Source organism: Aromatoleum tolulyticum (genome assembly GCF_900156155.1).
GTDB lineage: Bacteria > Pseudomonadota > Gammaproteobacteria > Burkholderiales > Rhodocyclaceae > Aromatoleum > Aromatoleum tolulyticum.
Window position 1 is genome coordinate 139,366 of sequence record NZ_FTMD01000011.1, and the last position, 24,574, is coordinate 163,939.

General features: G+C 69.1%; 20 protein-coding genes. 4 read left to right on the forward strand and 16 right to left on the reverse strand.

The window, feature by feature from the left end; genetic code table 11:
* Positions 1-6 precede the first annotated feature (6 nt).
* The 5 genes from BW991_RS16815 to BW991_RS16835 form a co-directional block, all read right to left on the reverse strand.
* Positions 7-6,309, reverse strand: a complete 6,303-nt coding sequence (locus tag BW991_RS16815) for a hybrid sensor histidine kinase/response regulator (protein WP_076603266.1) — start codon at positions 6,307-6,309, stop codon at positions 7-9.
* A 30-nt stretch (positions 6,310-6,339) separates the two neighbouring features.
* A complete protein-coding gene (locus BW991_RS16820; protein ID WP_076603267.1) occupies positions 6,340-8,475 on the reverse strand; it encodes a methyl-accepting chemotaxis protein in 2,136 nt (711 codons plus the stop codon).
* Positions 8,476-8,539: 64 nt separating this feature from the next.
* Entirely contained in the window at positions 8,540-9,055 is a 516-nt protein-coding gene (locus BW991_RS16825) for a chemotaxis protein CheW (RefSeq protein ID WP_076603268.1), read from the reverse strand.
* Positions 9,056-9,061: 6 nt separating this feature from the next.
* Positions 9,062-9,427, reverse strand: a complete 366-nt coding sequence (locus BW991_RS16830) for a response regulator (RefSeq protein WP_076603269.1) — start codon at positions 9,425-9,427, stop codon at positions 9,062-9,064.
* A gap of 16 nt (positions 9,428-9,443) precedes the next feature.
* Positions 9,444-9,839: a response regulator gene (locus tag BW991_RS16835; RefSeq protein ID WP_076603270.1), complete on the reverse strand. Its 396-nt coding sequence runs from the start codon at positions 9,837-9,839 to the stop codon at positions 9,444-9,446.
* A 402-nt stretch (positions 9,840-10,241) separates the two neighbouring features.
* On the opposite strand from BW991_RS16835, the gene thiD reads away from it, so the two are divergent.
* The 3 genes from thiD (at position 10,242) to hemL (ending at position 13,197) form a co-directional block, all read left to right on the forward strand.
* Positions 10,242-11,204 (forward strand): bifunctional hydroxymethylpyrimidine kinase/phosphomethylpyrimidine kinase, encoded by a 963-nt coding sequence (gene thiD, locus BW991_RS16840; RefSeq protein ID WP_170879123.1) that lies wholly within the window; start codon positions 10,242-10,244, stop codon positions 11,202-11,204.
* Positions 11,191-11,829, forward strand: coding sequence for a thiamine phosphate synthase (gene thiE / locus BW991_RS16845; protein ID WP_076603271.1), 639 nt, complete (start codon positions 11,191-11,193; stop codon positions 11,827-11,829). Before thiD ends, thiE begins: the two co-directional genes overlap by 14 nt.
* Positions 11,830-11,913: 84 nt before the next feature.
* Positions 11,914-13,197 carry a glutamate-1-semialdehyde 2,1-aminomutase gene (hemL, locus tag BW991_RS16850; protein ID WP_076603272.1) on the forward strand — a complete coding sequence of 428 codons (1,284 nt, stop codon included), beginning with the start codon at positions 11,914-11,916 and terminating at the stop codon, positions 13,195-13,197.
* A gap of 125 nt (positions 13,198-13,322) precedes the next feature.
* Here the strand turns inward: hemL and mgtE are convergent, their stop codons facing one another.
* From mgtE to BW991_RS16905, 11 genes are all read right to left on the reverse strand, one after another.
* Entirely contained in the window at positions 13,323-14,765 is a 1,443-nt protein-coding gene (mgtE, locus tag BW991_RS16855) for a magnesium transporter (protein ID WP_076603273.1), read from the reverse strand.
* A gap of 137 nt (positions 14,766-14,902) precedes the next feature.
* A complete protein-coding gene (gene mtgA / locus BW991_RS16860) occupies positions 14,903-15,595 on the reverse strand; it encodes a monofunctional biosynthetic peptidoglycan transglycosylase (RefSeq protein ID WP_076603274.1) in 693 nt (230 codons plus the stop codon).
* Positions 15,592-16,425 carry a shikimate dehydrogenase gene (aroE, locus tag BW991_RS16865; protein WP_076603275.1) on the reverse strand — a complete coding sequence of 278 codons (834 nt, stop codon included), beginning with the start codon at positions 16,423-16,425 and terminating at the stop codon, positions 15,592-15,594. The genes mtgA and aroE overlap by 4 nt, the downstream gene beginning before the upstream one ends.
* A gap of 12 nt (positions 16,426-16,437) precedes the next feature.
* Positions 16,438-17,433 (reverse strand): energy transducer TonB, encoded by a 996-nt coding sequence (locus tag BW991_RS16870; protein ID WP_170879124.1) that lies wholly within the window; start codon positions 17,431-17,433, stop codon positions 16,438-16,440.
* Between the two features lie 12 nt (positions 17,434-17,445).
* Positions 17,446-19,359, reverse strand: coding sequence for a ribonuclease catalytic domain-containing protein (locus BW991_RS16875; RefSeq protein WP_076603301.1), 1,914 nt, complete (start codon positions 19,357-19,359; stop codon positions 17,446-17,448).
* Between the two features lie 72 nt (positions 19,360-19,431).
* On the reverse strand, positions 19,432-20,331 hold the full coding sequence (gene rarD / locus BW991_RS16880; RefSeq protein ID WP_076603276.1) for an EamA family transporter RarD: 900 nt from the start codon (positions 20,329-20,331) through the stop codon (positions 19,432-19,434).
* Entirely contained in the window at positions 20,328-21,176 is an 849-nt protein-coding gene (locus BW991_RS16885) for a methyltransferase domain-containing protein (RefSeq protein WP_076603277.1), read from the reverse strand. The genes rarD and BW991_RS16885 overlap by 4 nt, the downstream gene beginning before the upstream one ends.
* On the reverse strand, positions 21,173-21,760 hold the full coding sequence (locus tag BW991_RS16890) for a YqiA/YcfP family alpha/beta fold hydrolase (RefSeq protein ID WP_076603278.1): 588 nt from the start codon (positions 21,758-21,760) through the stop codon (positions 21,173-21,175). Before BW991_RS16890 ends, BW991_RS16885 begins: the two co-directional genes overlap by 4 nt.
* Before the next feature lie 62 nt (positions 21,761-21,822).
* Positions 21,823-22,647 (reverse strand): undecaprenyl-diphosphate phosphatase, encoded by an 825-nt coding sequence (locus tag BW991_RS16895; protein ID WP_076603279.1) that lies wholly within the window; start codon positions 22,645-22,647, stop codon positions 21,823-21,825.
* A 110-nt stretch (positions 22,648-22,757) separates the two neighbouring features.
* Entirely contained in the window at positions 22,758-23,015 is a 258-nt protein-coding gene (locus BW991_RS16900) for a YkgJ family cysteine cluster protein (protein WP_076603280.1), read from the reverse strand.
* Between the two features lie 3 nt (positions 23,016-23,018).
* The gene (locus tag BW991_RS16905) at positions 23,019-23,546 is read right to left on the reverse strand and encodes a DUF2478 domain-containing protein (protein WP_088179629.1); all 528 of its coding nucleotides are present in this window, start codon (positions 23,544-23,546) and stop codon (positions 23,019-23,021) included.
* A 519-nt stretch (positions 23,547-24,065) separates the two neighbouring features.
* Between BW991_RS16905 and BW991_RS16910 the strand changes: the two genes are divergently transcribed.
* On the forward strand, positions 24,066-24,539 hold the full coding sequence (locus BW991_RS16910; RefSeq protein WP_076603281.1) for a metallophosphoesterase family protein: 474 nt from the start codon (positions 24,066-24,068) through the stop codon (positions 24,537-24,539).
* Positions 24,540-24,574: the final 35 nt, after the last annotated feature.

Consider the following 24,574-nt stretch of genomic DNA (forward strand, 5'->3'; position numbering starts at 1 on the left):
CCGGCGTCAGACCTCCGCGCGCGCTTTCGCGGTGTAGTGCTGCAGCAGGGCCAGCAGCTCGCCTTCCTCGTAGGGTTTGCCAAGGTACTCGCTGGCGCCGATCTTTTCGGCAAACTGGCGGTGCTTGTCCGCCAGGCGCGAGGTGATCATGATCACCGGCACGTCGCGGGTGCGCGCATCGGAGCGGATGTTGCGCAGCAGGTCGAAGCCGTCCATGCGCGGCATCTCGATGTCCGACAGGATCACGTCGGGCACCGATTCGATCAGGCGCTCCAGCGCCTCGACGCCGTCCTTGGCCGTGATCACGCGGTAGCCCTCGCGTTCGAGCAGGCGGCCGGTGATCTTGCGCACCGTCAGCGAGTCGTCGACCACCATCACGGTCGGCTGGACGGCCTGCGCCGGCTCGACCGGTGCGGCCGCTCCAGCTTCCGCGACGCCTTCCGCCGCGGTTTCCGCGAGGCTGCGGCTGGCGAGTGCGACGGGGTTGAGGATCAGCACGATCTCGCCGTCGCCCAGCACCGTCGCGCCGGAGATGCCGACGACGCGCGCGAGCTGCGGGCCGGCGTTCTTGACGACGATTTCCTGGTTGCCGCGTAGCGCATCGACGTGCAGCGCGAGCGTCTGGGCGCCGGCGCGCAGCAGCAGCACCCAGTTGAAGCGCTGCTCTTCCGGCTGGCTCGCCTGGTCGCCGAGCAGGCGCGGCAGGTAGCGATAGTTGAAGTGCATGTCCTGCCAGTCGGTGCCGCCGGCAGCACGCAGCTCGTGCAGCGCCCCCGCTTTCAGTTCCTGCACCTGGGCAACCATGCTCGACGGGATCGCGAAGGTGCGGCCGCCGGCGCTGACCAGCAGGGCCTGCGTCACGGCCAGCGTGAGCGGCAGGTAGATGCGGAATTCCGTGCCGGCGCCGCGCGTCGAGCGGATGTCGATGCGTCCGCCGACCGCCGCGGTCTCGGACTTCACGACGTCCATGCCGACGCCGCGGCCGGACACCGTCGACACGTTGCTGGCGGTCGAGAAGCCGGGCAGGAAGATCAGGTTGGTCAGGCGGCGTTCGTCGGCGATCTCGTTCGGGCCGAGCAGGCCTTGCGCACGCGCCCGTTCGGCGATCCGCTCGTAGTCGAGTCCCGCGCCGTCGTCGGCGAGGCTGATCGCGATTTCGTTGCCTTCCTGGCTGACGCTCAGGGTGATCTGCCCGATCTCGTTCTTGCCGCCGGCGCGGCGCGCCTCGGGGGCCTCGAGGCCGTGCGCGATGGCGTTGCGCAGCAGGTGTTCGAGCGGCGCGGTGATGTGTTCCAGCACGCTGCGGTCGATTTCGATGCGCCCGCCGCGCAGGTCGAGGTTCGCACGCTTGCCGAGGTCCTTCGCCGTCTGGCGCGTCACGCGGTAGAGGCGGTCGGCGAGGCTGTCGAAGGGCACCATGCGCACCTGCATCAGCGCCTGCTGCAGGTCGCGCGACAGCCGTGCCTGGCTGTTCAGTGCGAGTTCGGCGCCGTCGAGGTTGCGCAGCAGGCTCTGCTGCACCGTCGTGACGTCGCCGACGCTCTCCGCCATCATCCGCGTGAGTTCCTGCAGGCGGGTGTAGCGGTCCATCTCCAGCGGGTCGAATTCGCCTTCGTGCGTGCCGGTGTGGGCGATGCGCGACTGCATCTGCACGTCGGCCTGGATCTCGACCTCGCGCAGCTGGTTGCGCAGGCGGATGACGTTTTCGGTCAGGTCCAGCAGCGAGCGGCGCAGCGTGCGCAGTTCGCCGGCGATGCGGGTGCGCGCGATGCCGATCTCGCCGGCTTCGTTGACGAAGCGGTCGACCGTGTCGGCGCGCACGCGCAGCGTGGCCGTCGCACTGCTTTCGCCTTCCGCCGCCACCGTTTCGGGCGCGGCGACGGAGACTGCGATTTCGGTCGCCGCGGCGGCGGCTGCGGCTGCGGGGGCAGGAGCGCCGGTGAGCGCGCTCATCATCTGCTCGGTGCGATCCAGTCCGCCGACCAGCTCGTCGATCAGCTCCGCGGCGTCGCGTCCGGCCTCGCGGCCCGCCTCGAGTTGCGATTCGAGCTGGTGCACGTGTTCGCCGAGGCTCATCGCACCGGCCATGCGCGCGCTGCCCTTCAGCGTGTGCAGCAGTCGGGCCGTTGCCTTCGCGTGATCGGCCGAGGCGTCGCCGCCGCTCCAGCGTCGCAGCGTCGCGTGCAGGTCCGCAAGCAGCTCGGCACCTTCCTCGAGGAAGACCGGCAGGAGCTGCTCGTCGAGGTCGTCGGCGACCGCCGCCGCGCGGCCTGGGCCTTCGGCTGCTTCCGTTGCGGCGGACGGCCGTTCCGGGGCGGCTTCCTCTATGGCCGCGCCTTCGGGCTCGAAGTCGGTGTCGAGCGCGATCGTGCGTCCGATGCCGTCGAGCTGCTCGGTCAGTTCGGGCACGTCGAGCGGCATCTGGCGCAGCGCGATCTGGGCGACCATCGCCTCGAGCGTGTCGTTGGAACTCTTCATGACCGCCGACTGTTCCGCGGTCGGCGGGTGGGCGCTCTCGCGCAGGCGCTCGATTGCGTGTTCGAGCGCGCGGGCAAGCCCCTGCACGCTCATCAGGCGCGTGGTGCCCGAGATGCCGGCGAGCGTGTGCGCGGCGCGCAATGTGGCTTCGGTCGGGATCAGGGTCGGATTGGCCGCGAGGCGGCGGAGTTCGTCCCGCAGGGTGCCGAGGTGGTGGCGTGCCTCGCCGAGATACAGGTCGTAGAGCGGGCGGCTGATCTCGTTGTCGCTGACGTACACGACGTCGCGTTCGATGGGCGTGTCGACTTCCTCGAGGTCGACGGTCGCTTCCCCGATGTCCCCGACGACGATGGCGGGCGCCGGCGGTGCTGCCGGCGCTTCGGTCGCAACACCGGCTTCCGCCGCGAGGGTCGGTTCGATGATGCCGGATTCTTCGAGGTCAACGGGCTCGACCACGGCGGGCGTTTCCGCCTGGAGGGGTTCCTCCAGTTCGACGGCTTCCTCGAGATCGATCGTGTCCTCGAGATCGACCACTTCCTCGAGTTCGGCCAGCTCCTCGAGTCCGGCCAGCTCCTCGAGTCCGGCCAGTTCCTCGACGCTTTCCGCTTCCGCGGCTTCCGTCGTTTTCGCCGCGTCGATGGGCGTCTCTATTCCGGCTGTGCGTTCCAGCGCGACGGATTCGTCGAACGCGGGCAGCTCCGCGGCTGCGGAGGGGCGTTCGAATTCGGGCGGGGTCTCGAGTGCGACCGACTCTTCGGGCGCTGCGCCCAGTTCGATCGCAGGCGGAAGCTCTGCGTCCTCAGCCGCGCCGGCGGTAATCGCCGTCTCCCCGGGCGTTCCCGCGGCAAGCGGGACGGGCAATTCCTCGCGCAGCTCGACCGGGGGCTCGAGCTCGCCGCCGAATCCGGTCGGCGGCCCCTCTTCGAGGTCCTCGAGGACGAACGTCTCTTCCGCTGCCGGGGCGGAGGCGGGCTCCAGTCCGGCCGGCCGCTCCGCGCCGGGTTCGACGGATAGCTCCTCGAGCGTCGGGATTTCTTCCGGCAGGGCGATTTCGCCGGCATGCTCGAGCGCCGCCAACGGGCTCGTCTCGGGAACGTACTCGCTCGCGACCGCGGGTTCGACGCCTGCGGCGGCCTCCTGCTCCTCGAGTGCGATCTCTTCGCCCAGATCCTCGAGTTCGAGCGCTTCGAGCGATTCCTCGACGAGGATCTCTTCCTCTTCGGTCGCGGGTGCCACGAAGGGCAGGATCTCGCCGCTGTCCGCCTGTTCGAGCGAGGCGAACGCGAGGGCGGTTTCTTCGGTTGCGGCGGGCTCGGCGGCGGACGTCGGCACCGCCTGGGGCTCCGGTTCGCTGATCGGCGTGTCGCTGCTGCGCAGGCGTTCGGCCTCGGCCATCAGCGCAGCGACGTCGTGCGCCTGGCTACCTCCGGCCTCCAGGTCCGAAACCCATTCGGAGAAAGTCTGGCAGGCATCCCCGAGGAGGTGGTGGAGGGCCGGAGTCGGGGGCCATTCGAGCTGGAGCCAGCGGTTGAGCGTCTGTTCCACGCCCCATGCGGCTTCGCCGAGATCGCGCAGGCCGACCATGCGGCCGCTCCCCTTGAGCGTGTGGAAGCCGCGCCGGATCGACGTCAGGTGCTCGACGTTGCCCGGCGCCGTGCGCAACAGCTCGAGCTGTTCGGCGACGTTGGCGAGGACTTCGTGGGCTTCCTCGATGAAGATTTCGAGCAGTTCCGCGTCGATCTCCGCGGCGCTGGGCGCCGGGGCGGCCGGCGCTGCGGCGGGCACTGCCTGCGGGGCCGCGGGAGCGGCCTCCGGTGTTTCGGGCGGCAACTCGATCGGCGCGAAATCGATGCGGATCTCGGGCGGGGGCGGTTCGGCGGGTTCGAGCGGCGGCTGGAAGTTGAGGTCGGTTTCGGCCTCCTCGATCGGCACGGGGGGCTCGATCGCTGCCTCCTCCTCGGGCGGGGCTTCGAGGGGCGGAGCGGCAGGCGCTTCGACGGCCGGCACCGCTGCCGCAGCGGGCTGCTCGACGGGCGCCGCGGCTGCAGGTGGCTCGGCGGGGGCTGCAGCCGGGGCGGCCTTCGCGGCTGGCGGAACTTCTTCGGCGAAGCGCGGCAGGTCTATCCTGAGGGCGGGCGCTTCGGCGGTGGCCCGCCCGCGTCGGGCGGTCGGGTCGAGGAAGGCCTGGAGACTTGCCGCGCCGTGCTGCAGGGCCTGGACGTAGAATCCCAGGGCCGACAGCCGCTGCGCGAGTCCCTCGAACTGGCCGGCTTCGGGCTCTGCGTCGGTCGCCGCGAGCCGGGCCACGGTCGTTGCCGCATCGTGCACGAGCGCGATCGCATCGGCGTCGCCGATCAGGGTCAGCGCCCCTTCGACCTGCTTGAGCGGGGTCGCGAGGTTCGCGAGTGGCGCGCGCTTCTGCTGATTGCGGAAGAAGTCGTCGAGGATCTGTTCGACCTGCGCCAGGCTGGAGAGGATTTCCCGTGCCAGCTGGCCGACCGCCTCGCGTTCCTGCAGGCGGCGCGCTGTCTCGACCGTCGGTGAATGCTCGGCGGGCTCGACCGCCTGGCCGCGGGTGACCGCGCCCAGGCGGCCGACCGTGTCGGTAACCTGGGCGGAGAAGCCGGTGTCCGGCACGACGCGGTCGAGCGCCCCTTCGACGAGCAGCAGGGCGGTGGCGACCTCGATGGCGACCTTGTCGGTGTTCTGCAGCGGATCTTTGCGCAGCCAGCGGACGAATTCGATCAGGGCCTCGAGCAGGCGGTCGAGCGCCGGCCGTCCGAGCTGCGGCGCCTGGGCGGCAAGGTCGGCGAGATTGCTGGCGAAGCGCGGCAGGGCGGCGGCATGGCCTTCGGAAAACTCGTCCCAGGCGTGCTTGGTCGCGGCCATCGAGCTCTGCAGCGACTTGAGCAGCGGCGCGAGCGGCGTGACGCTGACGGTCGAGCCCGCCTCGGGGATCAGGGCCTGGGGGTGCCAGGTGTCGCGCACGGCCTGCTGCTGGGCGGTGCGTGCCGGAGCCTGCGCGATCCAGTACAGCAGTTCGCGAATGAAACGGTCCGGTATTGCGACCGGCGCCTCGGCCAGCCGCTTGAGCTGTGCGTCGAGCTGCGAACACAGGCGCTTGACTTCCGGCTGGGCCGGAAGGTCGCCGCTCGCGAGGGCTTCGAGGAAGGCCTGCGCGGCGTACCACAGGTTGGTGACGGGGGCGCCGGTATGCAGCACCTCCATGCCCTTGACGGCGTCGAGCATGGCCGAGGGGCCGGCCGGGTCGTTCGGCGTGCGCAGCCATTGGAGCAGTCCGCGCTGGAACAGGGCGCGCTGCGCCCGCAGTTGCCCCTGACGGGCGTCGTCGGACAGTGTGATGTTGGCAATCTGCCGGCGCGGCGGACGTTGTGTGAGGTCGGGGAAGAACAGCTCCGCCGGCGAGACGGTGTCCGTGCTGCGGATGGCGTGGATTTCGCGGTATAGCGGCAGCAGGCGCAGCGGCTGGTCGGGCGTGCCATGCACGAGTTCTTCGAGATAGTTGCCCATCGTCGCGAGCGCGCGCCGTGCGAGGGCGATGGTCGCGGCCTCGACCGGGCGTTCGCCGCGGGCAATCAGCCCGAGGGACTGGTCGAGCGAGGATGCGAACTGGGTGAGGCCGTCCAGGCCGACGATGGAGAGCGCGCCGCGCACCTGGTGCAGGTGGGTCTGCGCGAACTGCACGCGTACGGGAGCGTCGGAGGCGGACAGCGCCTGTTCAAGCGATTCGTCGGCCCGCGCGAGGGCGAGGTCGATTTCGTTCTTGACCCAGGTGAGCGGGCCCAGATCCAGTTCAGAGGGGTGCGTCATGGCCGGTTCCCGAGCGAGGGGGCGAGTGCGTCAGACCTTGAAGCCCGACACCGAGCCCTTGAGTTCGACCGCGAGGTCGGCGAGCTGGCCGACCGACACCGCGGTCTGGCGCGTGCCGTTCGCGGTCTGTTCGGTGATGGCGAGAATTTCCTTCATGGTTTCGGCGACTCGCGTCGCGGTGGCTGCCTGGTGTTGCGTGTCGCTGGAAATCTGTTCGATGAGACGCGCGGCCTCGGTGGAGACCTCGCCGATCTCGGCCAGCGCCTGGCCGGCCGCGTCGGACAGCTGGGCGCCCTCGACCACGTCGCGGGTCGCGTTCTCCATCGAGCCGACGGCGTCCTTGGTGTCGGTCTGAATCGTCTTCACGATCGCCGCGATCTGCTTGGTCGCTTCGGCGGAGCGTTCCGCAAGGCGCTGCACTTCTTCCGCAACGACGGTGAAGCCGCGGCCCGCTTCGCCTGCGGAAGCCGCCTGGATCGCGGCGTTCAGCGCGAGGACGTTGGTCTGCTCGGTAATGTCGGAAATCAGTTCGACGATCTCGCCAATCTCCTGGGAGGATTCGCCGAGGCGCTTGATCCGCTTCGACGTTTCCTGGATCTGCTCGCGGATGCCGTTCATGCCCTTGATGGTGTTCTCCACCGCGCCGGCGCCCTTGCGCGCGGATTCGAGCGAGCGGCGCGCGACCTGGGCGGAGCGCAGGGCGCGTTCGGACGACTCCGTCATGGTCTTGGCCATCTGTTCGACGGTTGTGCCGACTTCCTCGATCTCGCGTGACTGCCGTTCGGTTGCGCCGAGGAGTTCGCTCGAGGTCTTCTGCGCGGATTCGGTCGCCTGCGTCACGCGCGTCGCGGCGTCGTTGATTCGACGTACGAGCACCGAGAGTTCCTCGATGGTGTAGTTGACCGAGTCGGCAATCGCGCCGGTGATGTCTTCCGAAACGGTGGTGCGCACGGTGAGGTCGCCGTCGGCGAGGTCGCCCATCTCGTTCATCAGGCGCAGGATCGCCTGCTGCGCAAGGTTGCGCTCGTTTTCTGCGGTGCGCTGATGCTGCTCCGCGTCGAGCTGGCGCGCGGCGAGTTCGCGGTTGTTGACCTGCGCCATGCGGCTCAGGGCCATGAGGCCGACGATTGCGGCAAGCGCGATGCCGAGCGTGGCCGGGGACAGGCCGCCGGTTGCGCTGGACAGCGCTTTGGAGAGGTCGCGTGCGCTGGTCGACAGGGGTTCGGATGCGCCGAAGATGTCGCTGCCGGCCTTCTTCGCCTGCACCAGCGTCTGGATGTGCTGCAGGATGTCGTCGACGGCATCCAGCGTCTCGGTCGCGCCGGTCGCGAATTCATTCACCCGACGCCGTCCTTCGGTATCGGTGGTCGTCGTGCGCAGTTCGTTGATCACCTCGGTGAGCGACTTTGCATCCTTGCCGAGCGCAAACGCGGTTTCCGGATCGATCGCGTTCGCGACCAGCAGCGCATTCGCGTTCTTCGCGATGCGCTGGGTCAGCACGACGGTGGTGGTCGCGGCCGCGACGTCGCGTGCGTTGCTTCCCAGCCGGGCCTGGACGATCTGCCGTGCCTGTTCGTACAGGGCCTCGTTCTGCTGGTTGATCGTCGCCACCGACTGGTTGAGCACGAGGAGATTCTTTTCCTGCGCGATCAACTGGTTGGCGAGTTCGGCGGTGGGGCGCCATTTCGCCGCGAGGTCTTCCACCTGCGGCTGGACGCCCGCGGGCGCGGCCGGGAGGTCGCGGCCTTCGATGTTGCCGCCGTTGGCGAGCGCTTCCAGCAGGCCGGTGAAGCGGCTCGTACTCGTGCGCAGCTCGGCGAAGGCCTGCGGGTTGCCCTGCAGTGCGAGCTGTGCGGCCTTGGCGATGCGCTGCGACGTGGTTTCCATTTCGCCCGCCGCCGCGATGTACGCCGTGGCGTTGCCCGACTGGCGGTACTGGTAGTACAGCAGACCCAGACCGACGAAGGATGCCACCGCGAAGACCGTGGCGAGCATGCCGAAGCGGTTGGCGGCGCTGTCGGCCCGCTTGGTGCCGCCTTTGGCGGCCGCAGGCTCGGAGCTGCGCCGGGGCGGGACCGCCTCCATGATCGTGGTGGCGAGTGGCGCGCCTTCCGGGTCAGCCTTCTTCTTTTTCTTGAAGTTCAGCGTCGGAAGCTTGAGGGCCATGGTGTGTGCTCCGCGAGATCGGATGATGGGTTGCCGTGAAGATTGCAGTAGAGGGGCCGCGTGCTCACTCGAGTCCGGCCTGGAGGAAGCCGCGGTGCGCAAGCAGCGTCGGCACGTCGAGCCGCAGCCAGTGCTGCTCGCGGGCGTCGACCAGGCGTTCCGCTACCCACGGCCGCTCGTCGCCGCCGCCGTCGGGGTCGGCACGGAAGTCGTCCGGGTTGCGCAGTCCGAGGGCGTTCGAAATCAGCAGGGCACAGTTCGTGCCGTGGCGTGCGCCGACCAGCAGCAGGCGCGCCGGTCCGCCGGGAACGGTGAGCGGACCGTTGTGGAAGGCGGAGAGGTCGACGACGCTGAACAGCGTACCGCGCACGTTCGCGACGCCACGAAACCACTCGTGCGTGAGCGGTACGGGCGCCAGCGGCGGAGCGGGCAGGATCTCGCCGCTGTCGGTGAGGTTGATCAGCCAGTTTTCGCGTCCCGCCCGCACGCCCAGCAGTGCGCGGCGGTTGCCGCTCTGTGCTTCGGCAAAGCGCCGCACCAGGTCTTCCTGGAATTCGCGCAGGCTGAGTCGCTTGGTCATCGAGCGTCAGCCCAGCGCCTGGATGCGTGCGAGGAGATCCGCGGGATTGACCGGCTTGACGAGGTAGTCGTGCGCGCCCTGGCGCATCCCCCAGATGCGGTCGGTCTCGAGCCCCTTGCTGGTGCACATGATGATCGGGATGGCGCTGGTGGCCTCGTCGCGCGAGATGGTGCGCGTGGCCTGATAGCCGTTCATGCCGGGCATGACGACGTCCATCAGGATGAGGTCGGGCTTTTCGCTCTTGCTGCGCACGATGGCGTCCTCGCCGCTTTCGGCGGTGACGACCTGGTAGCCCTTCGCAGTCAGCAGTTCGGTCAGGGCGAGGCGTTCGGTCGGGGAATCGTCGACCACCAGTATCTTCTTGATCGGCATTGCGATGAGTCTCCAGTCAAAGATCCGTGCCGGCCTTGCGCGCGGCATGGGTGGCGACCGCCTTGAGCAGGCTGTCCTTGGTGAAGGGCTTGGTGAGGTATTCGTCGGAGCCGACCATGCGGCCGCGCGCGCGGTCGAACAGGCCGTCCTTTGACGACAGCATGATCACCGGGGTCGAGGCGAGCTGCGGGTTCTTCTTGATCAGCGCGCAGGTCTGGTAGCCGTCGAGGCGCGGCATCATGATGTCGACGAAGATCACGTCGGGATGATGGTCGGCGATCTTCGCGAGGGCGTCGAAGCCGTCCTCGGCCAGCAGCACCTGGCAGCCGGAGTTCGTGAGAAAGATCTCGGCGCTGCGGCGGATGGTGTTGCTGTCGTCGATCACCATCACCTTGAGTCCGGTCAGATCCATGGCATCAATCCTTGCTGGCGGGGCCGGCGTGGTGGCTGTGCGCGCGCTTTTTCATCGCGCAGGCGTTGCGACATGCAGCCTGGTCGGGTGCGGCGACATGTCCGCGTGTTGATCGGGGCATGCTGCGAAGGCGCGGCTGCGGGCTGGTGGCATGCCGACCGCATCCCCGCTTCCCGTCCGGCTGCCGGGGGGCGCTCACGGAGGACTCCGGCGTTGCCGCCGGACCGAATACGCCCGCCGGGGTGGCCGATGAGCGCGCGCGCCGGATGCTTCCGGTATGGGGGCGCGTATTGGCCATCTATAAGCATGCTCCGGGCAAATTGGCTGTAAAATCCGCCGCATCTTACCGCATTTTTCATGCCGTGCCAGAACAGGCGTCTGGCGTAACCGGCAGATTCCGTCATGCCCCTCGGATTCACCGCTGTTCCTCCTGTAGTGCTGTGCTTCGCGACCAGCGACGCGACCGCCGGCTCCGGCCTCCAGTCGGATGTCCTGACGCTGGCGAGCATGGGATGTCATCCCTTGTCCGTCGTGGCGGCAATCTCGGTGCGCGACACGCGCGGCGTCGAGGAGCTGCTGGCGCTGGACGCCGAGGCCGTCGATTCGCAGGCGCGGGCCTTGCTCGAGGACATCCCGGTGCAGGCCTTCAAGCTGGGCATGCTCGGCAGTGTCGAGAATGTCGCGGCGATCGCCGAGATCCTGTCCGATTATCCCGATGTCCCGCTGGTGCTGGAACCGGCGCTGTCCATCGTGGATGGCGAGGAGGCCGCCGGCGAGGACATGGTAGCAGCGCTCGCCGAGCTGGTGCTGCCGCAGGTGACGGTGCTGGTCGCGAGCCGCAGCGAGGTGCTGCAGCTGGCTGCCCTGACGCCCGCGGAGGACGACGATGAAGGCGGCGAGTTCGTCGACGCCGACGACTTCGGGGCGCTAGGCGAAATCTTCGAGGGCGGCGAAACGGCGGACGCGGACGACCCGGGCGATGAGGATCCAGGCGAGGAGGACGACGCGCTGTCGCTTGCGGATGCAATTGCGCGCGTGCTCGGGCGCGGTGTGGAATACGTGCTGCTGACCGGTGCCGGCGAGCCGGGGCCGCAACTGATCAACGTGCTGGTGGGGCGCGAAGGCGTCGTGCGCACGGATGCGTGGGAGCGCCTGCCGGGCCGCTTCCTCGGTGCCGGCGCGACGCTGGCCGCCGCGCTCGTGGGGGCGCTGGCGCATGGCATGGCGGTAGCCGAGGCGGTGCGCGAGGCGCAGGAATTCACCTGGCAGGCGCTGTCCAGCGCCTATCGACCGGGCATGGGCATGGCCCTTCCGGACCGGTTCTTCTGGGCGCGGGCGAGCGAGGATGACGATGGCAAAGCGTGAGCCCCCTCTGCGCGGACTATATCTGATCACCCCCGACACGGCAGACAGTGCGGCCCTGTTGGCGGATGTCCGGCGCGCCCTCGCGGGGCGGCCTGCCCTGCTGCAGTACCGCAGCAAGCATGCCGATACGACGTTGCGGCGGCAGCAGGCGGTGGCGATCGCAGCGCTGTGCCGCGAGGCCGGCGTGCCCTTCATCGTCAATGACAGTCTCGAGCTCGCGCTCGCGGCGGGGGCGGACGGCGTGCATCTCGGGCGCGACGACGGCGACCTGCATGCGGCGCGTGCCGCGCTGGGGCCGCAGCGCATCCTCGGCGTGACCTGCTACAACGAATGGGCGCGGGCCGAGGAGGGGGCCGCGGCGGGAGCCGACTACGTCGCCTTCGGCGCGGTGTTCGCGTCCCCGACCAAGCCTGCCGCGGTGCATGCGCCGCTCGAACTGCTGACCCGGGCGCGGCGCGAGCTGAGGCTCCCGGTTGCGGCAATCGGCGGCATCACGCTGGACAACGCGCCGCAGGCGATCGCTGCCGGAGCCGACCTGCTGGCGGTGATTTCCGACGTCTTCGACGATCCCGATCCGGGTGGCCGTGCCGCGGCGTATCGTGCGGCCTTCGGGCTGTCCGGCTGAGTCGACGGCGCTCTTTTCCGCCATTTCCCGCTCTTTGCAATTCCGATCCATTTCCTCTCTGCCAATCGACGAGTGCAACCCGACATGACGAGCAAGAACGAAGTCCTTTTCCAGCGTGCCCAGAAAACCATCCCCGGCGGCGTCAACTCGCCCGTGCGGGCCTTCCGCTCGGTCGGCGGTTCGCCGTGCTTCATCGAGCGTGCGCAAGGGGCGCGCGTATGGGACGCGGACGGCAAGGACTACATCGACTACGTCGGGTCGTGGGGGCCGGCGATCACCGGTCACGCCGATCCGGCCATCGTCGAGGCGGTGCGCGAGGCAGCGCTGCGCGGGCTGTCCTTCGGCGCGCCGACCGAAGGCGAAGTCGAGATGGCCGAGCTGATCTGCGAACTGATGCCGTCGATCGAAATGGTGCGGCTGGTGAGCTCGGGCACCGAGGCGACGATGAGCGCGATCCGCCTCGCACGCGGCTTCACCGGTCGCGACGGGATCATCAAGTTCGAGGGCTGCTACCACGGCCACGCCGACAGCCTGCTGGTGAAGGCGGGCTCGGGCCTGCTGACCTTCGGCAACCCGTCCTCGGGCGGCGTGCCGGCGGACTTCGCGAAGCACACGATCGTGCTCGACTACAACGACCTCGGGCAGGTCGAGGACGTCTTCAAGGCGCGCGGCAACGAGGTCGCCGCGGTGATCGTCGAGGCGATTGCCGGCAACATGAACCTGATCAAGCCGCTGCCGGGCTTCCTCGAGGGGTTGCGCGAGTTGTGCACGAAGTATGGCGCCGTGTTGATCTTCGACGAGGTCATGACCGGCTTCCGCGTCGGAGCGCAGGGCGTGCAGGGTCTCTATGGCATCACGCCCGACCTGACGACGCTGGGCAAGGTGATCGGCGGCGGCATGCCGGTGGGCGCCTTCGGCGGCCGGCGCGACATCATGAACCACATCGCGCCGCTGGGTTCGGTGTATCAGGCCGGCACGCTGTCAGGCAGCCCGGTGGCGGTCGCGGCGGGCCTCGCGTCACTGAAGCTCGTGCGCGAGCCGGGCTTCTACGACACGCTCGCGGCGCGTGCGACGCAGCTGGTGGACGGGCTGTCGGCGGCGGCGCGCGAGGCGAGCGTGACCTTCTGCGCCGATTCGGTCGGCGGCATGTTCGGCCTGTACTTCGCGCAGGGCGTGCCGCGCTCCTACACCGAAGTGATGGCGTCGGACCGCGACACCTTCAACCGCTTCTTCCACGCGATGCTGGAGGCCGGGCATTACTTCGCGCCGTCGGCGTTCGAGGCGGGTTTCGTGTCGGCAGCGCACACGGCGGCGGACATCGATGCGACCGTGGCAGCTGCTCGCAAGGTATTTGGACAGCTGGGCTGAGGTGCGCAGGCGATAGCCTGCGCGGCGGGAGCCGCCATGTGGGAGCGCGGCTATGTGGTAGCCGCTCCCACAGGAAAATCGGCGCCCTTCGCGGCCGAAGCCGCTCCCGCGAAGGGGCTGGCGCGTTACAGCAGGAACAGCGTCGCGAGCCCGAGAAAGATGAAGAAGCCGCCCGAGTCGGTGAGCGCGGTGATCAGCACCGAGCCGCCCATCGCCGGGTCGGCGCCGAAGCGCAGCCGTACCATCGGGATCAGCACGCCGGCGCAGGCGGCGAGCAGCAGGTTCAGCGTCATCGCCGCCGTCATCACCGCGCCGAGCGAGGCGCTGCCGTAGAGGAACCACGCGAGGAGCCCGAGCAGCCCGCCCCACACGAGGCCGTTGACGACGGCGACGCCCATCTCCTTGCGCATCAGGCGTTGCATCGCGGTCTGTTCGACCTGGCCCATCGCGATCGCGCGCACGATCATCGTCACGGTCTGGTTGCCCGAGTTGCCGCCGATGCCGGCGACGATGGGCATCAGCGCGGCCAGCGCGACGAGTTTCTCGATCGAGCCTTCGAAGGCGCCGATCACGCGCGAGGCGATGAAGGCGGTGACGAGGTTGATCGCCAGCCACGCCCAGCGGTTCTTCACCGAATCCCACACCGAGGCGAAGATGTCTTCCTCTTCGCGCAGACCGGCGTGGCTGAGGATCTCGTGCTCGGATTCCTCGCGGATGTAATCGACCACGTCGGCGACGGTCAGGCGGCCGATGACGCGCTTCTCGGCGTCGATTACCGGCGCGGACACGAGGTCGTAGCGTTCGAAGGCCTGGGCCGCGTCGTCGGCTTCGTCCTCGGGCTCGAAGCTGATGACGTTTTCCTTGTGCATGACCTCGCCGACGACCATCTCGGGGTCGTTGATGAGCAGCGATTCGAGCGTCAGGATGCCTTTCAGGTGGTCTTCGCGGTCGATGACGAAGAGCTTGTCGGTGTGGTCCGGCAGCTCGTCGAAGCGGCGCAGGTAGCGCAGCACGACCTCGAGCGTGACGTCCTCGCGGACGGTCACCATGTCGAAGTCCATCAGCGCGCCGACCGACTCCTCCGGGAAGGACATCGCCGCACGCAGCTGTTCGCGTTCCTCGCTGTCGAGCGACTGGAACACGTCCAGCATGACCTCGGGCGGCAGGTCGGGCGCGAGGTCGGCGAGTTCGTCGGCGTCGAGGGTCTCCGCAGCGGCCTTGAGCTCGTGCGGATCCATCGTCTCGATGAGGGACTCGCGCACCGCGTCGGAGACTTCCAGCAGGATGTCGCCGTCGCGCTCGGCCTTGACGAGGTCCCAAACGAACAGGCGGTCCTCGAGCGGCAGCGCTTCGAGGATGTAGGCGATGTCCGCGGGGTGCAGCGAATCGAGCTTGGCCTGGAGTTCGGCGACGTGCTGCTTGTGGACGAGATTCTCGACCAGCTCGTGGCGGGGCATGTCCTGCCGATGGACGAGATCCTCCACCACCTTGTGGCGTGCAAGCAGTTCCTGGACTTCGCGCAGGTGCTGCTGGACGTCGTCCGGGTGGCGTTCGTCCTGCTCGCTCATCGGCGCCTCCGGTAGGTGTGGGGGTTCGGTCGTAAGGCGCGAATTCTACGGACTTCGCGGTGCTCTTGCGACCCCGGAAAGGCGAAAATGTTGCAACGCGTCAGCCGCCCGGCGCCGCGTGGCCCCGGAGGCCGCGTTCAGGGCACCTGGGCGTAGGCCATGCGCCCGCGGATGCGTGCCGCGTGGGCGGCCAGGCGAGGGCCGAACTGCTTCTCGTACTTGCGCGGATTGGGCAGCATCACCGCGAGGCGCGCGGCCTCGTCGGGGCCCAGCCGGCCGGCGGGAACGCCGTAGTAGCGGCGCGCGGCGGCTTCACAACCGAAGATTCCGCTGCCCCATTCGACGACATTGAGGTACACCTCCAGAATGCGCCGCTTGCTCCACACGGTCTCGATCATCACGGTGATGACCGCTTCCTGCGCCTTGCGGAAGTAGCTGCGCGTCGGCGACAGGAACAGGTTCTTCGCGAGCTGCTGGCTGATCGTGGAACCGCCCGCGACCGCGCGGCCCTTGCGCTGGTTCTTCTCCAGCGCGCGCTGGATGCCTTCCCAGTCGAAACCTTCGTGGTCGATGAAGCTGTCGTCCTCGGCGGCGATCACGGCGCGCTTGAGATGGATGGAAATGCGTTCGTAAGGAACCCACTCGTGGCGGAGTTCCGCATTCGGGCGCTTCTCCTGCAGCTCGTCGAGGCGGATGTCCATGAAGCTGGTGCTCGACGGGTTGAAATGGCTCCACCACAGCACCAGCAGGAAGATCCACAGCTGGTACACCACCAGCAGCGCGACGAGCGCCGCGCACACCCAGCCCGCGCGCCGCAGGAGCGTCTTCATGCGCCTTCGATCTGGCGCCGCAACTCGGCAAGGACCGGGGCCGTCGCGGGGCGCACGCCGCGCCACAGCAGGAAGCTCTCTGCTGCCTGCTCGACGAGCATGCCGAGGCCGTCGGCGAGCCGTGCCGCGCCGTCACTGCGGGCCGCGACGAGGAAGGGCGTGTCGCCGCGGCCGTACATCATGTCGTAGGCCAGCGCGCCGGGCGCGTACAGGCCCGCGGGTAGCGGCGGGGCCTCGTCGGCGAGGCTCGCGGCGGTCGCGTTGATGACGACGTCGAACTGCGATCCGGCGAGATCCGCGAAGCTGCCGGCTGCGAGCGGCGTGCTGCCGGCGGCGGAGGTGAATTCGGCAACGAGCGCCTCGGCGCGCGACACGGTGCGGTTCGCGAGCGTGAGGCGCGCGGGCGCGGCGGACAGCAGGGGCAGCATCACGCCGCGCGCGGCGCCGCCCGCGCCGAGCAGCAGGATGCGGCGGCCGGCGAGCGGGCAGTCGAGGTTGTGCGTGAGATCGCGCACGAGGCCGGCGCCGTCGGTGTTGTCGCCGTAGATGCCTTCGGCGTCGAACTTGAGGGTGTTCACCGCGCCGGCGGCCTGTGCGCGCGGCGAGCGCCGCTCGGCCAGCGCGAAGGCTTCGAGCTTGAACGGGACCGTGACGTTGCAGCCGCACCCGCCCGCGGCGCGGAATCCGGCGACCGTCGCGGCGAAGCCGTCGAGCGGCGCGAGCAGCGCTTCGTAGGTCAGCGTCTGGCGGGTCTGGGCGGCAAAGGCGGCGTGGATCACCGGAGACTTGCTGTGGGCGATGGGGTTTCCGATGACGGCGTAGCGGTCCATGGGCGTGCGTGTCTAGTGGGCGGTGAGGCGGTCGGCGTTGGTGAAGGTCCAGGTCCTCACGATCTCGACGATGTCGGTATCGGCGCGGATGTCATTCGGGAAGCTGGAGAAGGGGGCTGCGAGGGTGACGATGCGCTTGGCGGCTTCGTCGAGCACGGGTTCGCCCGATGAGCGCTGCACTTCGACGCGCTCGACCGAGCCATCCGCACGGATCGCGACGAGCAGCAGCAGGCTGCCGTACAGGCGTCCGCGCGCCGCATCGGGGTAGTTGAGGGTGCCGACGCGTTCGATCTTCTGGCGCCAGTCCTCGACGTACTGCGCGAGGCGGTACTCCTTGGCCTTCGCGCCGATGAACTTTCTGCGCGGGCGCTTGGCGTACTCGTCGAGCTTGCGGTCGATCTCCGCCTCGAGGCGCGCGGCGGCCGCGGCGCTGTCGAGGAGGTCGAGGCCCGACGGCTTCGGCTCGATGGCCGCCGGATCGGGCTGCTGCACCGCGGCCTGGGCCTGCGCAGCCGATTTCGGCGCGGTCATGACTTCGGGGCGGGCGGCGTTGCGATCCGAGGTACGCTTGCGCGATTCGGTGAGCGTGTCGCCGTCGCGCTGCGTGGGCTGGGGTGGCAGCGGCGACTTCGGGCGTGCGTTCTGCTCGCTGTTGCCGCCGCCGTCGAGGTTGGCCTGGGCAAGCACGTCGGCCTTTTCCGGCGCGCGCGCGTGGCGGGCGTTCACCAGCACCACTTCCAGGCCGCGGTCGAGTTCGCGCGGGCGCGGCCCGAGGTCCATCGTGAAGCCGATCGACAGCGCCAGCGCGTGGATCGCGACGGACAGGAGGAAGGCGATCGCGAGCAGCGGGTCGCCCTGCAGGATGCTTCCACCACGACCGGCCGGCAGAGGAGGGGAAGCTACGCCGGCGGCTCGTCCCACGGTGCCCGTGGGACGAGCCGCTGCGGTCGCCGGGCGTGCCGGGCCGCCGGTCGTGTGCGGGGAGCGAAGGTCGTTGTTGCGATCCATGCCGTCCGGCGTTCAGTTGCCTTCGAGTGCCGCGTCGGCCGCTTCTGCGGGATCGGGCTCGGCGAGCATTTCGACGAAGCGGGCGCTGATGTCGACGTCGAGAAGGTCGCTGTGTTCGACCGTCAGGCGCACGCGCGTGCCCGGGAGCATCACCGGCAGCGAGGGCACCTTGACCATCAGCGGGATTGCGTCGAGGCGCACGAGGTTGTCGCGCAGCACCTTGCCGTCGACGGCGATGCCCGGCTGCTGGCGCAGCCAGCGCAGGCACCAGTAGCGTTCCATCTGGCGCTGGAAATCGGCATAGGCGGCGTAGGTGACGTCGAAGTCGCGCATCGCGGCCATCAGGTCCGCTGACTTCGGTGCGAATGCGGGCGCTTCGTCACGCAGCACCGAGACGATCTGCCACTGGTTGACCATGTCGACATAGCGGCGCAGCGGCGAGCTCGACCACGCGTAGCAGTCCACGCCGAGGCCGTCGTGCGGGCCGGCGGCGGTCGACATGCGCACCTTGCCGCCGCTCTGCACGCGGTACAGGCCCGGGATGCCGGCTTCGTCGAGGAGCTTGCCCCAGGTCGAGTTGGCGAGAATCATCATCTCGGCCACCAGCTTGTCGAGCGGCGAGCCGCGCTTCCTCTGCGAGATCGTGACGTAGCCGGGACCGTCGGCGGTGTGCGTCTGCCAGTCGACGTAGAAGTTGAAGTCGACCTGGTTGCGGTTGTCCTCGGCCTTGCCGCGGCCGGCCTCGAGCACGTTGGCGAGGTCCCACAGCAGCGTGAGTTCGCGCTTCCATTCGAAGTCGGGGCCGCCGGAGTGGTCGTGCAGCACCTGCTCGTTGAAGAGCGGTTCGATGTCGTGGTGGCGCAGGTTCGCGACGATGGGCACGCGCTCGACGACCGTCTCGTGGCGCTGGACGGCGAGCGCCGCGGTGACGTCGAGGTACAGCGATACGGCGGGGCAGTCGCGGCCGGCGGCGAGCGTGAAGGTTTCGACGACCGCGTCGGGCAGCATCGTGATCTTGTTGCCCGGCATGTACACGGTGGACAGGCGCCGGCGCGCGATCGCGTCGAGCGAGGAGCCGCGCGCGAAGCCGAGCGTCGGTGCGGCGATGTGGATGCCGATGCGCCAGCCGCCGCCTTCGCGCGGCGTCACCGAGAAGGCGTCGTCGATCTCGGTGGTGGTGGCGTCGTCGATCGAGAATGCGGCGACCTGCGCGAGCGGGAGATCCGCCGGGTCGGCCGGGGCTTCGAAGGCCGGGAAGGCGGTGCCTTCGGAGAAGTATTCGAACAGGAAGCGGTTGTAGTGGAAGTCGTAGCTCGACTCCAGCGCGCCGCATTGCAGCAGCAGGCGCGGGGCCGACAGCCCGGCGTCCACGCAGGCGGCCTCGAAGGCCTTGGTTTCGACGCGGTTGCGGTCGGGGCGGTAGAGGAGCTGCGGCAGCATGCCGGCGATCTCGGCCGGCATCCGGCCCGCGACCAGCTCGGCGCGCATGCGCTCGATCGCCTCGGCCTGCTGGCGCTTCTTCTCCAGCCCGGCGAGTGCGGCCTGCAGGATGTCGGCGGGTGCCTTGCGGAAGCGGCCGCGGCCCTTGCGGTGGAAGTACATCGGCGCCGAGTGCAGGCGCAGCAGGATGCTCGCGGACTCGACGGCGTTCGGCGCGTGGCCGTGGTATTCGGCGGCGAACGCGTCGAAGGCGAACTCGTCGTCGCCGCTCACTTCCCACAGGAAGGCGGTGTCCAGTTCCTCGGCGCCGGCTTCGGCGCGGTTGAGCAGGTCGCCCGGCGACGGCTCGCGGAAGCGCATCAGCACGTGGCTGCTCTTCAGCTTCACGCGCTTGCCGTGGGACGTCTCGACCTGCAGCGAGGAATCGTTATCAGCGAGGATGGTCCCGGCCTTGAAGGCCCCATCCTCTTCGAACAGCACGAACATCGGAACCGCCATACTTGAGCAAGCCCGACAGTTTAATGGATTCGACCGCCGGGCGCAGAGGGGGGCGCACGACTATGGCGCCGCGCGGTTCGCCCGCAGCATGTCGACCGAATAGACGGCGAGTGCTGCCCAGATCAGCGCGAAGCCGGCGAGCTGGCCGGCATCGAAGGGTTCGCGGAAGACGAATACCGCGAGCAGGAAGTTGAGACTGGGCGCGAGGTACTGCACGAAGCCGACCGTGGATAGCGGCAGGCGCTGCGCGCCGATCGCGAACAGCATCAGCGGCACGGCGGTGAGCACGCCGGCGAGCGGCAGCAGCGCGTCGGTGGCGAGATCCTGGCCGAACTGCAGCGTGCCGCGGCTGGCGAGCCAAGCCAGCCAGCCGATCGCGAGCGGCGCGGTGACCAGAGTTTCGACGAACAGGCCATTGATCGCATCGACCGGCGCGCGTTTGCGCAGCAGGCCGTACACGCCGAAGGTGATCGCGAGGAAGAGTGCGATCCACGGCAGCGTGCCGACCTGCCACACGCGCCACGCGACGCCGGCGCAGGCGAGCGCGACGGCCGCCTGTTGCAGCGGGCGCATGCGCTCTCCGAGCACGAGACGGCCGAGCAGGATGCTCACCAGCGGATTGATGAAGTAGCCGAGGCTCGCTTCGAGCAAGCGGTCGGCGGAGATCGCCCACACGAAGACGAGCCAGTTGCTGCCGGTGAGCGAGGCCGACAGCGCGAGCAGGCCGATGAGGCGCGGCTGGGCGGCGACGCGGCGCAGGCCGTCGAAGCCGCGCCAGAACGCGAGCAGTGCGAGGAGGAAGACGACCGACCACAGCACGCGATGCGCGACGATTTCTCCCGGCGACACGCTGCCGACCGCCTTGAAGTAGAGCGGCATCAGCCCCCAGATCGTGAACGCGATCAGCGTCGCGATGACGCCCTGGCGGCGTCGCTGCGAATCGCTTGCTGCCGCCGTCATGAACGGGCGGTCGCGACCAGCGCGAGGGCTTCGACGGTGAAGCCGCCGTCCTCGGTGCGATGGCTTGCGAGGTCGGCTTCGACTGCGGCGCGCAGGGTGGCCTGGGTGGCTTCGGGCAGGCGCGAGAGGGCCTCGGCCGCGCCGCCGGCGAGATCGAGGAAGGCCTGCCAGTAGCTTTCCGCGTCGGCAAAGTGGCAGCGGAAGGGGCAGGGAGCGATGTGTACGTCCGCGAATCCGGCCTCGGTCAGCGCGATCGTCAGCGCGGCGGCATCGCCGAAGCGGAACACCGAGGGACGGGCGACCTTGGGGGGCGGGAGCTGGCGGGCGATGCAGTCCTGCGCGCGTGCAATCAGCGGCACGGCTTCGCGCGGCCCCCATACGGAGAGCGCGATGCGTCCGCCGGGGCGCAGCACGCGGCGCATCTCGGCGAGCGCCTGCTGCGGATGCGGGAACATGAAGAGCGCGAGGCCGGCGAGCACGCGGTCGAAGCTTGCGTCGGGCAGGCACAGGTGTTCGGCGTCGGCGGCGGCGAAGCCGAGGGCGTCGCTCTTGCCCTCGGCGGTCGTGCGACGCGCGCCTTCCGCGAGCATGCCGTCGGCGATGTCGCTCGCGAGCACCCAGCCGCCCGGCGCGATGCGGGCGGCGGCGTCGCGGGCGAGGAGTCCGGGACCGCTCGCGAGATCGAGCACGGTCTGTCCCGGTGCGAGATCGGCCGCGTCGAGCAGCGCCGTGGCGAGGTCGGCGCGCAGGTGGGCGCCTTCCGCGTAGCGTGCGGCGATGCGGTTGAAGCCGGCGCGCTCCTGCGCCTTGAAGCGACGCGCGTCGAAGCCTGCGGGCGCGCTCATCGTGCCGCGAGCCCGGCGAAGGCGATCACCTCGTCGAGGAAGTCGGTCCAGCGCGAGAAGCCGTGGTCGCCGCCTTCGAGCACGGTCTGGCGCGCACCGGCGTACTTCGCGACGGCGTCGCGGTAGTCCAGCACTTCGTCGCCGGTCTCGACCATCAGCCAGAAGTTCTGCGGCCGCGCGATTGTCGCGACGTCCATCGCGCGCAGTTGGCGGATGTAGGCTTCCTTGAAGTCGAAGGTTTCGCCCGTGTACAGGTTGGTCTGCTCGCCGACGTAGGCTTCCAGCGACAGCGGTGCGACGACGGCCGGATTCACGAGCACGGCCCTGAGGTCGTGCTTTTCGGCGAGATGCGTCGCGTAGTAGCCGCCCAGCGAACTGCCGACCAGCGTCGGCGCGAGGGTCGGGCGCGCGCTGCGGCAGTGCGCGATCTGGCGCTCGACCAGCGCGATGGCGGCGTCCGGCTCGGGCGGTAGCAGCTCGCACCAGAATTCCTCGCCCAGCCCCTTCGCAGCCATGTGGCGCTGCAGCGCCTGCGCCTTGATCGACGCCGGAGCCGAGCGGAAACCGTGCAGGTAGATGATCATTGCGTATGCAGGGGCTGTGGCGAAGCCCCTAGTTTAACCACGTGCGGCGGGTTTCCGGGCGCTCAGACCTCGCTCCACGCGACGAGGCCGAGCTTCCACGTCGCCAGCACGATGATGCCGAAGACGATGCGGTACCACGCGAAGACGATGAAGGTGTGGTTGGAGACGAAGCGGATGAAGGTCTTCACCGCCCACATCGCGGCGACGAAGGACGCGACGAAACCGACCGCGAATACCGGCAGGTCGCTGGCGTGGAGCATGTCGCGCGCCTTGTAGAGGTCGTACGCGGTCGCCGCGAACATGGTCGGGATCGCGAGGAAAAAGGAGAACTCCGCCGCCGTCTTGCGCGACAGGCCGAACACCAGCCCGCCCATGATGGTCGCGCCCGAGCGCGAGGTGCCGGGAATCATCGCCAGCGCCTGCGCGAAGCCGACCTTGAGCGCATCGGGCCAGCGCATTTCGTCGACGGCATTGATGCGCGGATGGTAGCTGCGCTTTTCCAGCCACAGGATCACGAAGCCGCCGACGATCAGCGCGGTCGCGACGGTGAGCGGGTTGAAGAGCAGTGCCTTGATCTTCGAATGGAACATCACGCCCAGCACGGCGGCGGGCAGGAAGCCGACGATCAGCAGCCCGACGAAGCGCTGGGCGGCGGGATCGCTGGCGACGCCGGTCGCGACGTGCACGAGGCGTTCGCGGTAATCCCAGCACACCGCGAGGATCGCCGCGAGCTGGATCACGATCTTGAACACCTTGCTGGCCTCGTCGTTGTAGCCGAGCAGGTCGCCGAAGATGATCAGGTGGCCGGTCGAGGAGACCGGAAGGAATTCGGTGAGGCCTTCGATGATGCCGAGAAGCAGGGCGACGAAAAGCTGGGCGAGATCCATGAGGCGGGGCGGCTTGCGCCGGGGCAATGATGAACGAAAGGCGCGATGATACCCCTCGTCATGTTGCAGGACGGCACAAATCGCCCCTCAGTCGCAACGGAAAGTAAGCGTCAGGCCGGCGCGGTGAGCGTTTCCAGATCGGCCAGCCAGCGCATCGCCGCCTCGCGATGCGTGCCGCACATCTGCGGACTGGGCGCTAGGCTGCCGCAAACCGTGGGGCGACGCGGGTCGCCGAACAGGCGGCAGCGGTCGGTTTCATCGAGCTGGACGCAGCGCACGCCGGCGGGCTTGCCGCCCTCCATGCCCGGAATGGGGCTGGAGATGGACGGAGCGATGCAGCAGGCGGCGCAGGCCGGGCGGCAGTCCATCGTTCAGGTGCGCGCGGGCAGCGCGTGCCACCATGCGAGGATGTCGGCGACCTTCGGTTCGAGGAGCGTCGAATGGCCACCGGTGAAGTGCTGCCATTCGGCGAGGAAGCGCTCCCCCACCGCGGTGATGACCGGCACGCCGCTCGTCACCGCCAGCGCCATCTCGGTGCGCAGACCCGCTCCGCTCACTTCCTGCGCGCCGAACTTGTTGATGAAGACGAGCTCCGCGCCGCGTTCGAGCGCCCCGCGCACCGCGACCGCGGCATGCGCGAGCGCATCCGGATCGAGCCGGCAGGCTTCCGACCCGCTGCCCAGATCCTGCGACAGGGCGAAGCGCTCGCCGGAAGCGAGATCCTCCAGTTCCATGCCGCAGGGGTCATTGATCGTCGTCGGGATGTCGTGCTGCAGGATGCCGCCGAGCCGCACGCCAAGGCCGGCCAGCGCGTGCGCCGCCTCCAGGAGCACCGGCTCGATGTGGTCGGTGGGACGGTAGACGATGGCGGCGATCGGCAGGGGCTGGTCGATGGTCATTGGCGGTGGCACGCGTGGGTGATCCGACATTGTCGCACCGCATGACGTTCGGACGAAACAGGTGACGCGCGGCCCCTTGCGGGGCCTCCGTCAGTAGCCTCCGCCGCCGCCTCGCATGTTGTCGCGGGACGGGGCCGATGACTGCGTGCCGTCCGTCGCGGTCGTCGCACAGCCGGTGCCGGTTGCGAGAAGGGCCGTGACGAGCGCCGCGAACACGGCTGTCAGGAATCTTCGCATCGCGGGATCCTCCATCGACCGTTCCGCCGCCCCCCGCAGGTGCGGACGGTGCTGGCGGAACGTAGAGGTTGGAGGGGGCGAGGGGTGCGAAGTTCGACCCGTCGTGGAGCTTGCCGGCCGAGGCGCCGTGGCCGCAAGATGCGAAGGGTGCGTCCGCACGCCGGTTCTACCGCACGGGGAAGTTGCTTTCGAGATTGCCCCGAAAGATTGCGTGCCGGCGTCGTGAACATTGACGCAGATAATTCCCGACTGCCCCGGCTCGGAATAGCCCGAGGAGTTTCCATGTACCGCATCGGCCTGATCTCCGACACCCACGGGCTGCTGCGTCCCGAGGCGGTGGATTTCCTCGACGGCTGCGACCGCATCATCCATGCGGGGGATATCGGCGCGCCGGCAATCCTCGACGCCCTTGCGCGCGTTGCGCCGCTGACGGTCGTGCGTGGGAACAATGACGGGGGCGCGTGGGCCGGGCGAGTGCGCGAAACGGAGGATCTGCGTGTCGGGGACGTCGCGATCCATGTGATCCACGACCTCGCCGAACTCGCGCTCGATCCCGCCGCGGCGGGGATCCGCGTGGTGGTCTGCGGTCACTCGCACAAGCCGCGCGTGGAGGAGCGCGACGGCGTGCTTTACGTGAATCCGGGCAGTGCCGGCCCGCGCCGCTTCACGCTGCCGGTCGCGGTGGGGGAGCTGCTCGTGTCGGGCGGCGACGTGTCGGCGCGTATCGTCGAGCTGCCGGTGCCGAAGACGCGCTGAGGCAAGAAAACGGGCCGCACTGGGCGGCCCGTCGG

Coding starts and splice junctions, on each gene's coding strand:
- BW991_RS16895 (WP_076603279.1), bottom strand. CDS start 22,647: ATGGATCTCGCCCAGCTTTTCGTCGCCCTGCTTCTCGGCATCATCGAA.
- BW991_RS16830 (WP_076603269.1), bottom strand. CDS start 9,427: ATGCCGATCAAGAAGATACTGGTGGTCGACGATTCCCCGACCGAACGC.
- BW991_RS16875 (WP_076603301.1), bottom strand. CDS start 19,359: ATGTTCGTGCTGTTCGAAGAGGATGGGGCCTTCAAGGCCGGGACCATC.
- thiD (WP_170879123.1), top strand. CDS start 10,242: ATGCCCCTCGGATTCACCGCTGTTCCTCCTGTAGTGCTGTGCTTCGCG.
- BW991_RS16890 (WP_076603278.1), bottom strand. CDS start 21,760: ATGATCATCTACCTGCACGGTTTCCGCTCGGCTCCGGCGTCGATCAAG.
- hemL (WP_076603272.1), top strand. CDS start 11,914: ATGACGAGCAAGAACGAAGTCCTTTTCCAGCGTGCCCAGAAAACCATC.
- thiE (WP_076603271.1), top strand. CDS start 11,191: ATGGCAAAGCGTGAGCCCCCTCTGCGCGGACTATATCTGATCACCCCC.
- mgtE (WP_076603273.1), bottom strand. CDS start 14,765: ATGAGCGAGCAGGACGAACGCCACCCGGACGACGTCCAGCAGCACCTG.
- BW991_RS16885 (WP_076603277.1), bottom strand. CDS start 21,176: ATGAGCGCGCCCGCAGGCTTCGACGCGCGTCGCTTCAAGGCGCAGGAG.
- BW991_RS16870 (WP_170879124.1), bottom strand. CDS start 17,433: ATGGATCGCAACAACGACCTTCGCTCCCCGCACACGACCGGCGGCCCG.
- BW991_RS16815 (WP_076603266.1), bottom strand. CDS start 6,309: ATGACGCACCCCTCTGAACTGGATCTGGGCCCGCTCACCTGGGTCAAG.
- BW991_RS16825 (WP_076603268.1), bottom strand. CDS start 9,055: ATGACCAAGCGACTCAGCCTGCGCGAATTCCAGGAAGACCTGGTGCGG.
- mtgA (WP_076603274.1), bottom strand. CDS start 15,595: ATGAAGACGCTCCTGCGGCGCGCGGGCTGGGTGTGCGCGGCGCTCGTC.
- BW991_RS16905 (WP_088179629.1), bottom strand. CDS start 23,546: ATGACCATCGACCAGCCCCTGCCGATCGCCGCCATCGTCTACCGTCCC.
- BW991_RS16900 (WP_076603280.1), bottom strand. CDS start 23,015: ATGGACTGCCGCCCGGCCTGCGCCGCCTGCTGCATCGCTCCGTCCATC.
- aroE (WP_076603275.1), bottom strand. CDS start 16,425: ATGGACCGCTACGCCGTCATCGGAAACCCCATCGCCCACAGCAAGTCT.
- BW991_RS16820 (WP_076603267.1), bottom strand. CDS start 8,475: ATGGCCCTCAAGCTTCCGACGCTGAACTTCAAGAAAAAGAAGAAGGCT.
- rarD (WP_076603276.1), bottom strand. CDS start 20,331: ATGACGGCGGCAGCAAGCGATTCGCAGCGACGCCGCCAGGGCGTCATC.
- BW991_RS16835 (WP_076603270.1), bottom strand. CDS start 9,839: ATGGATCTGACCGGACTCAAGGTGATGGTGATCGACGACAGCAACACC.
- BW991_RS16910 (WP_076603281.1), top strand. CDS start 24,066: ATGTACCGCATCGGCCTGATCTCCGACACCCACGGGCTGCTGCGTCCC.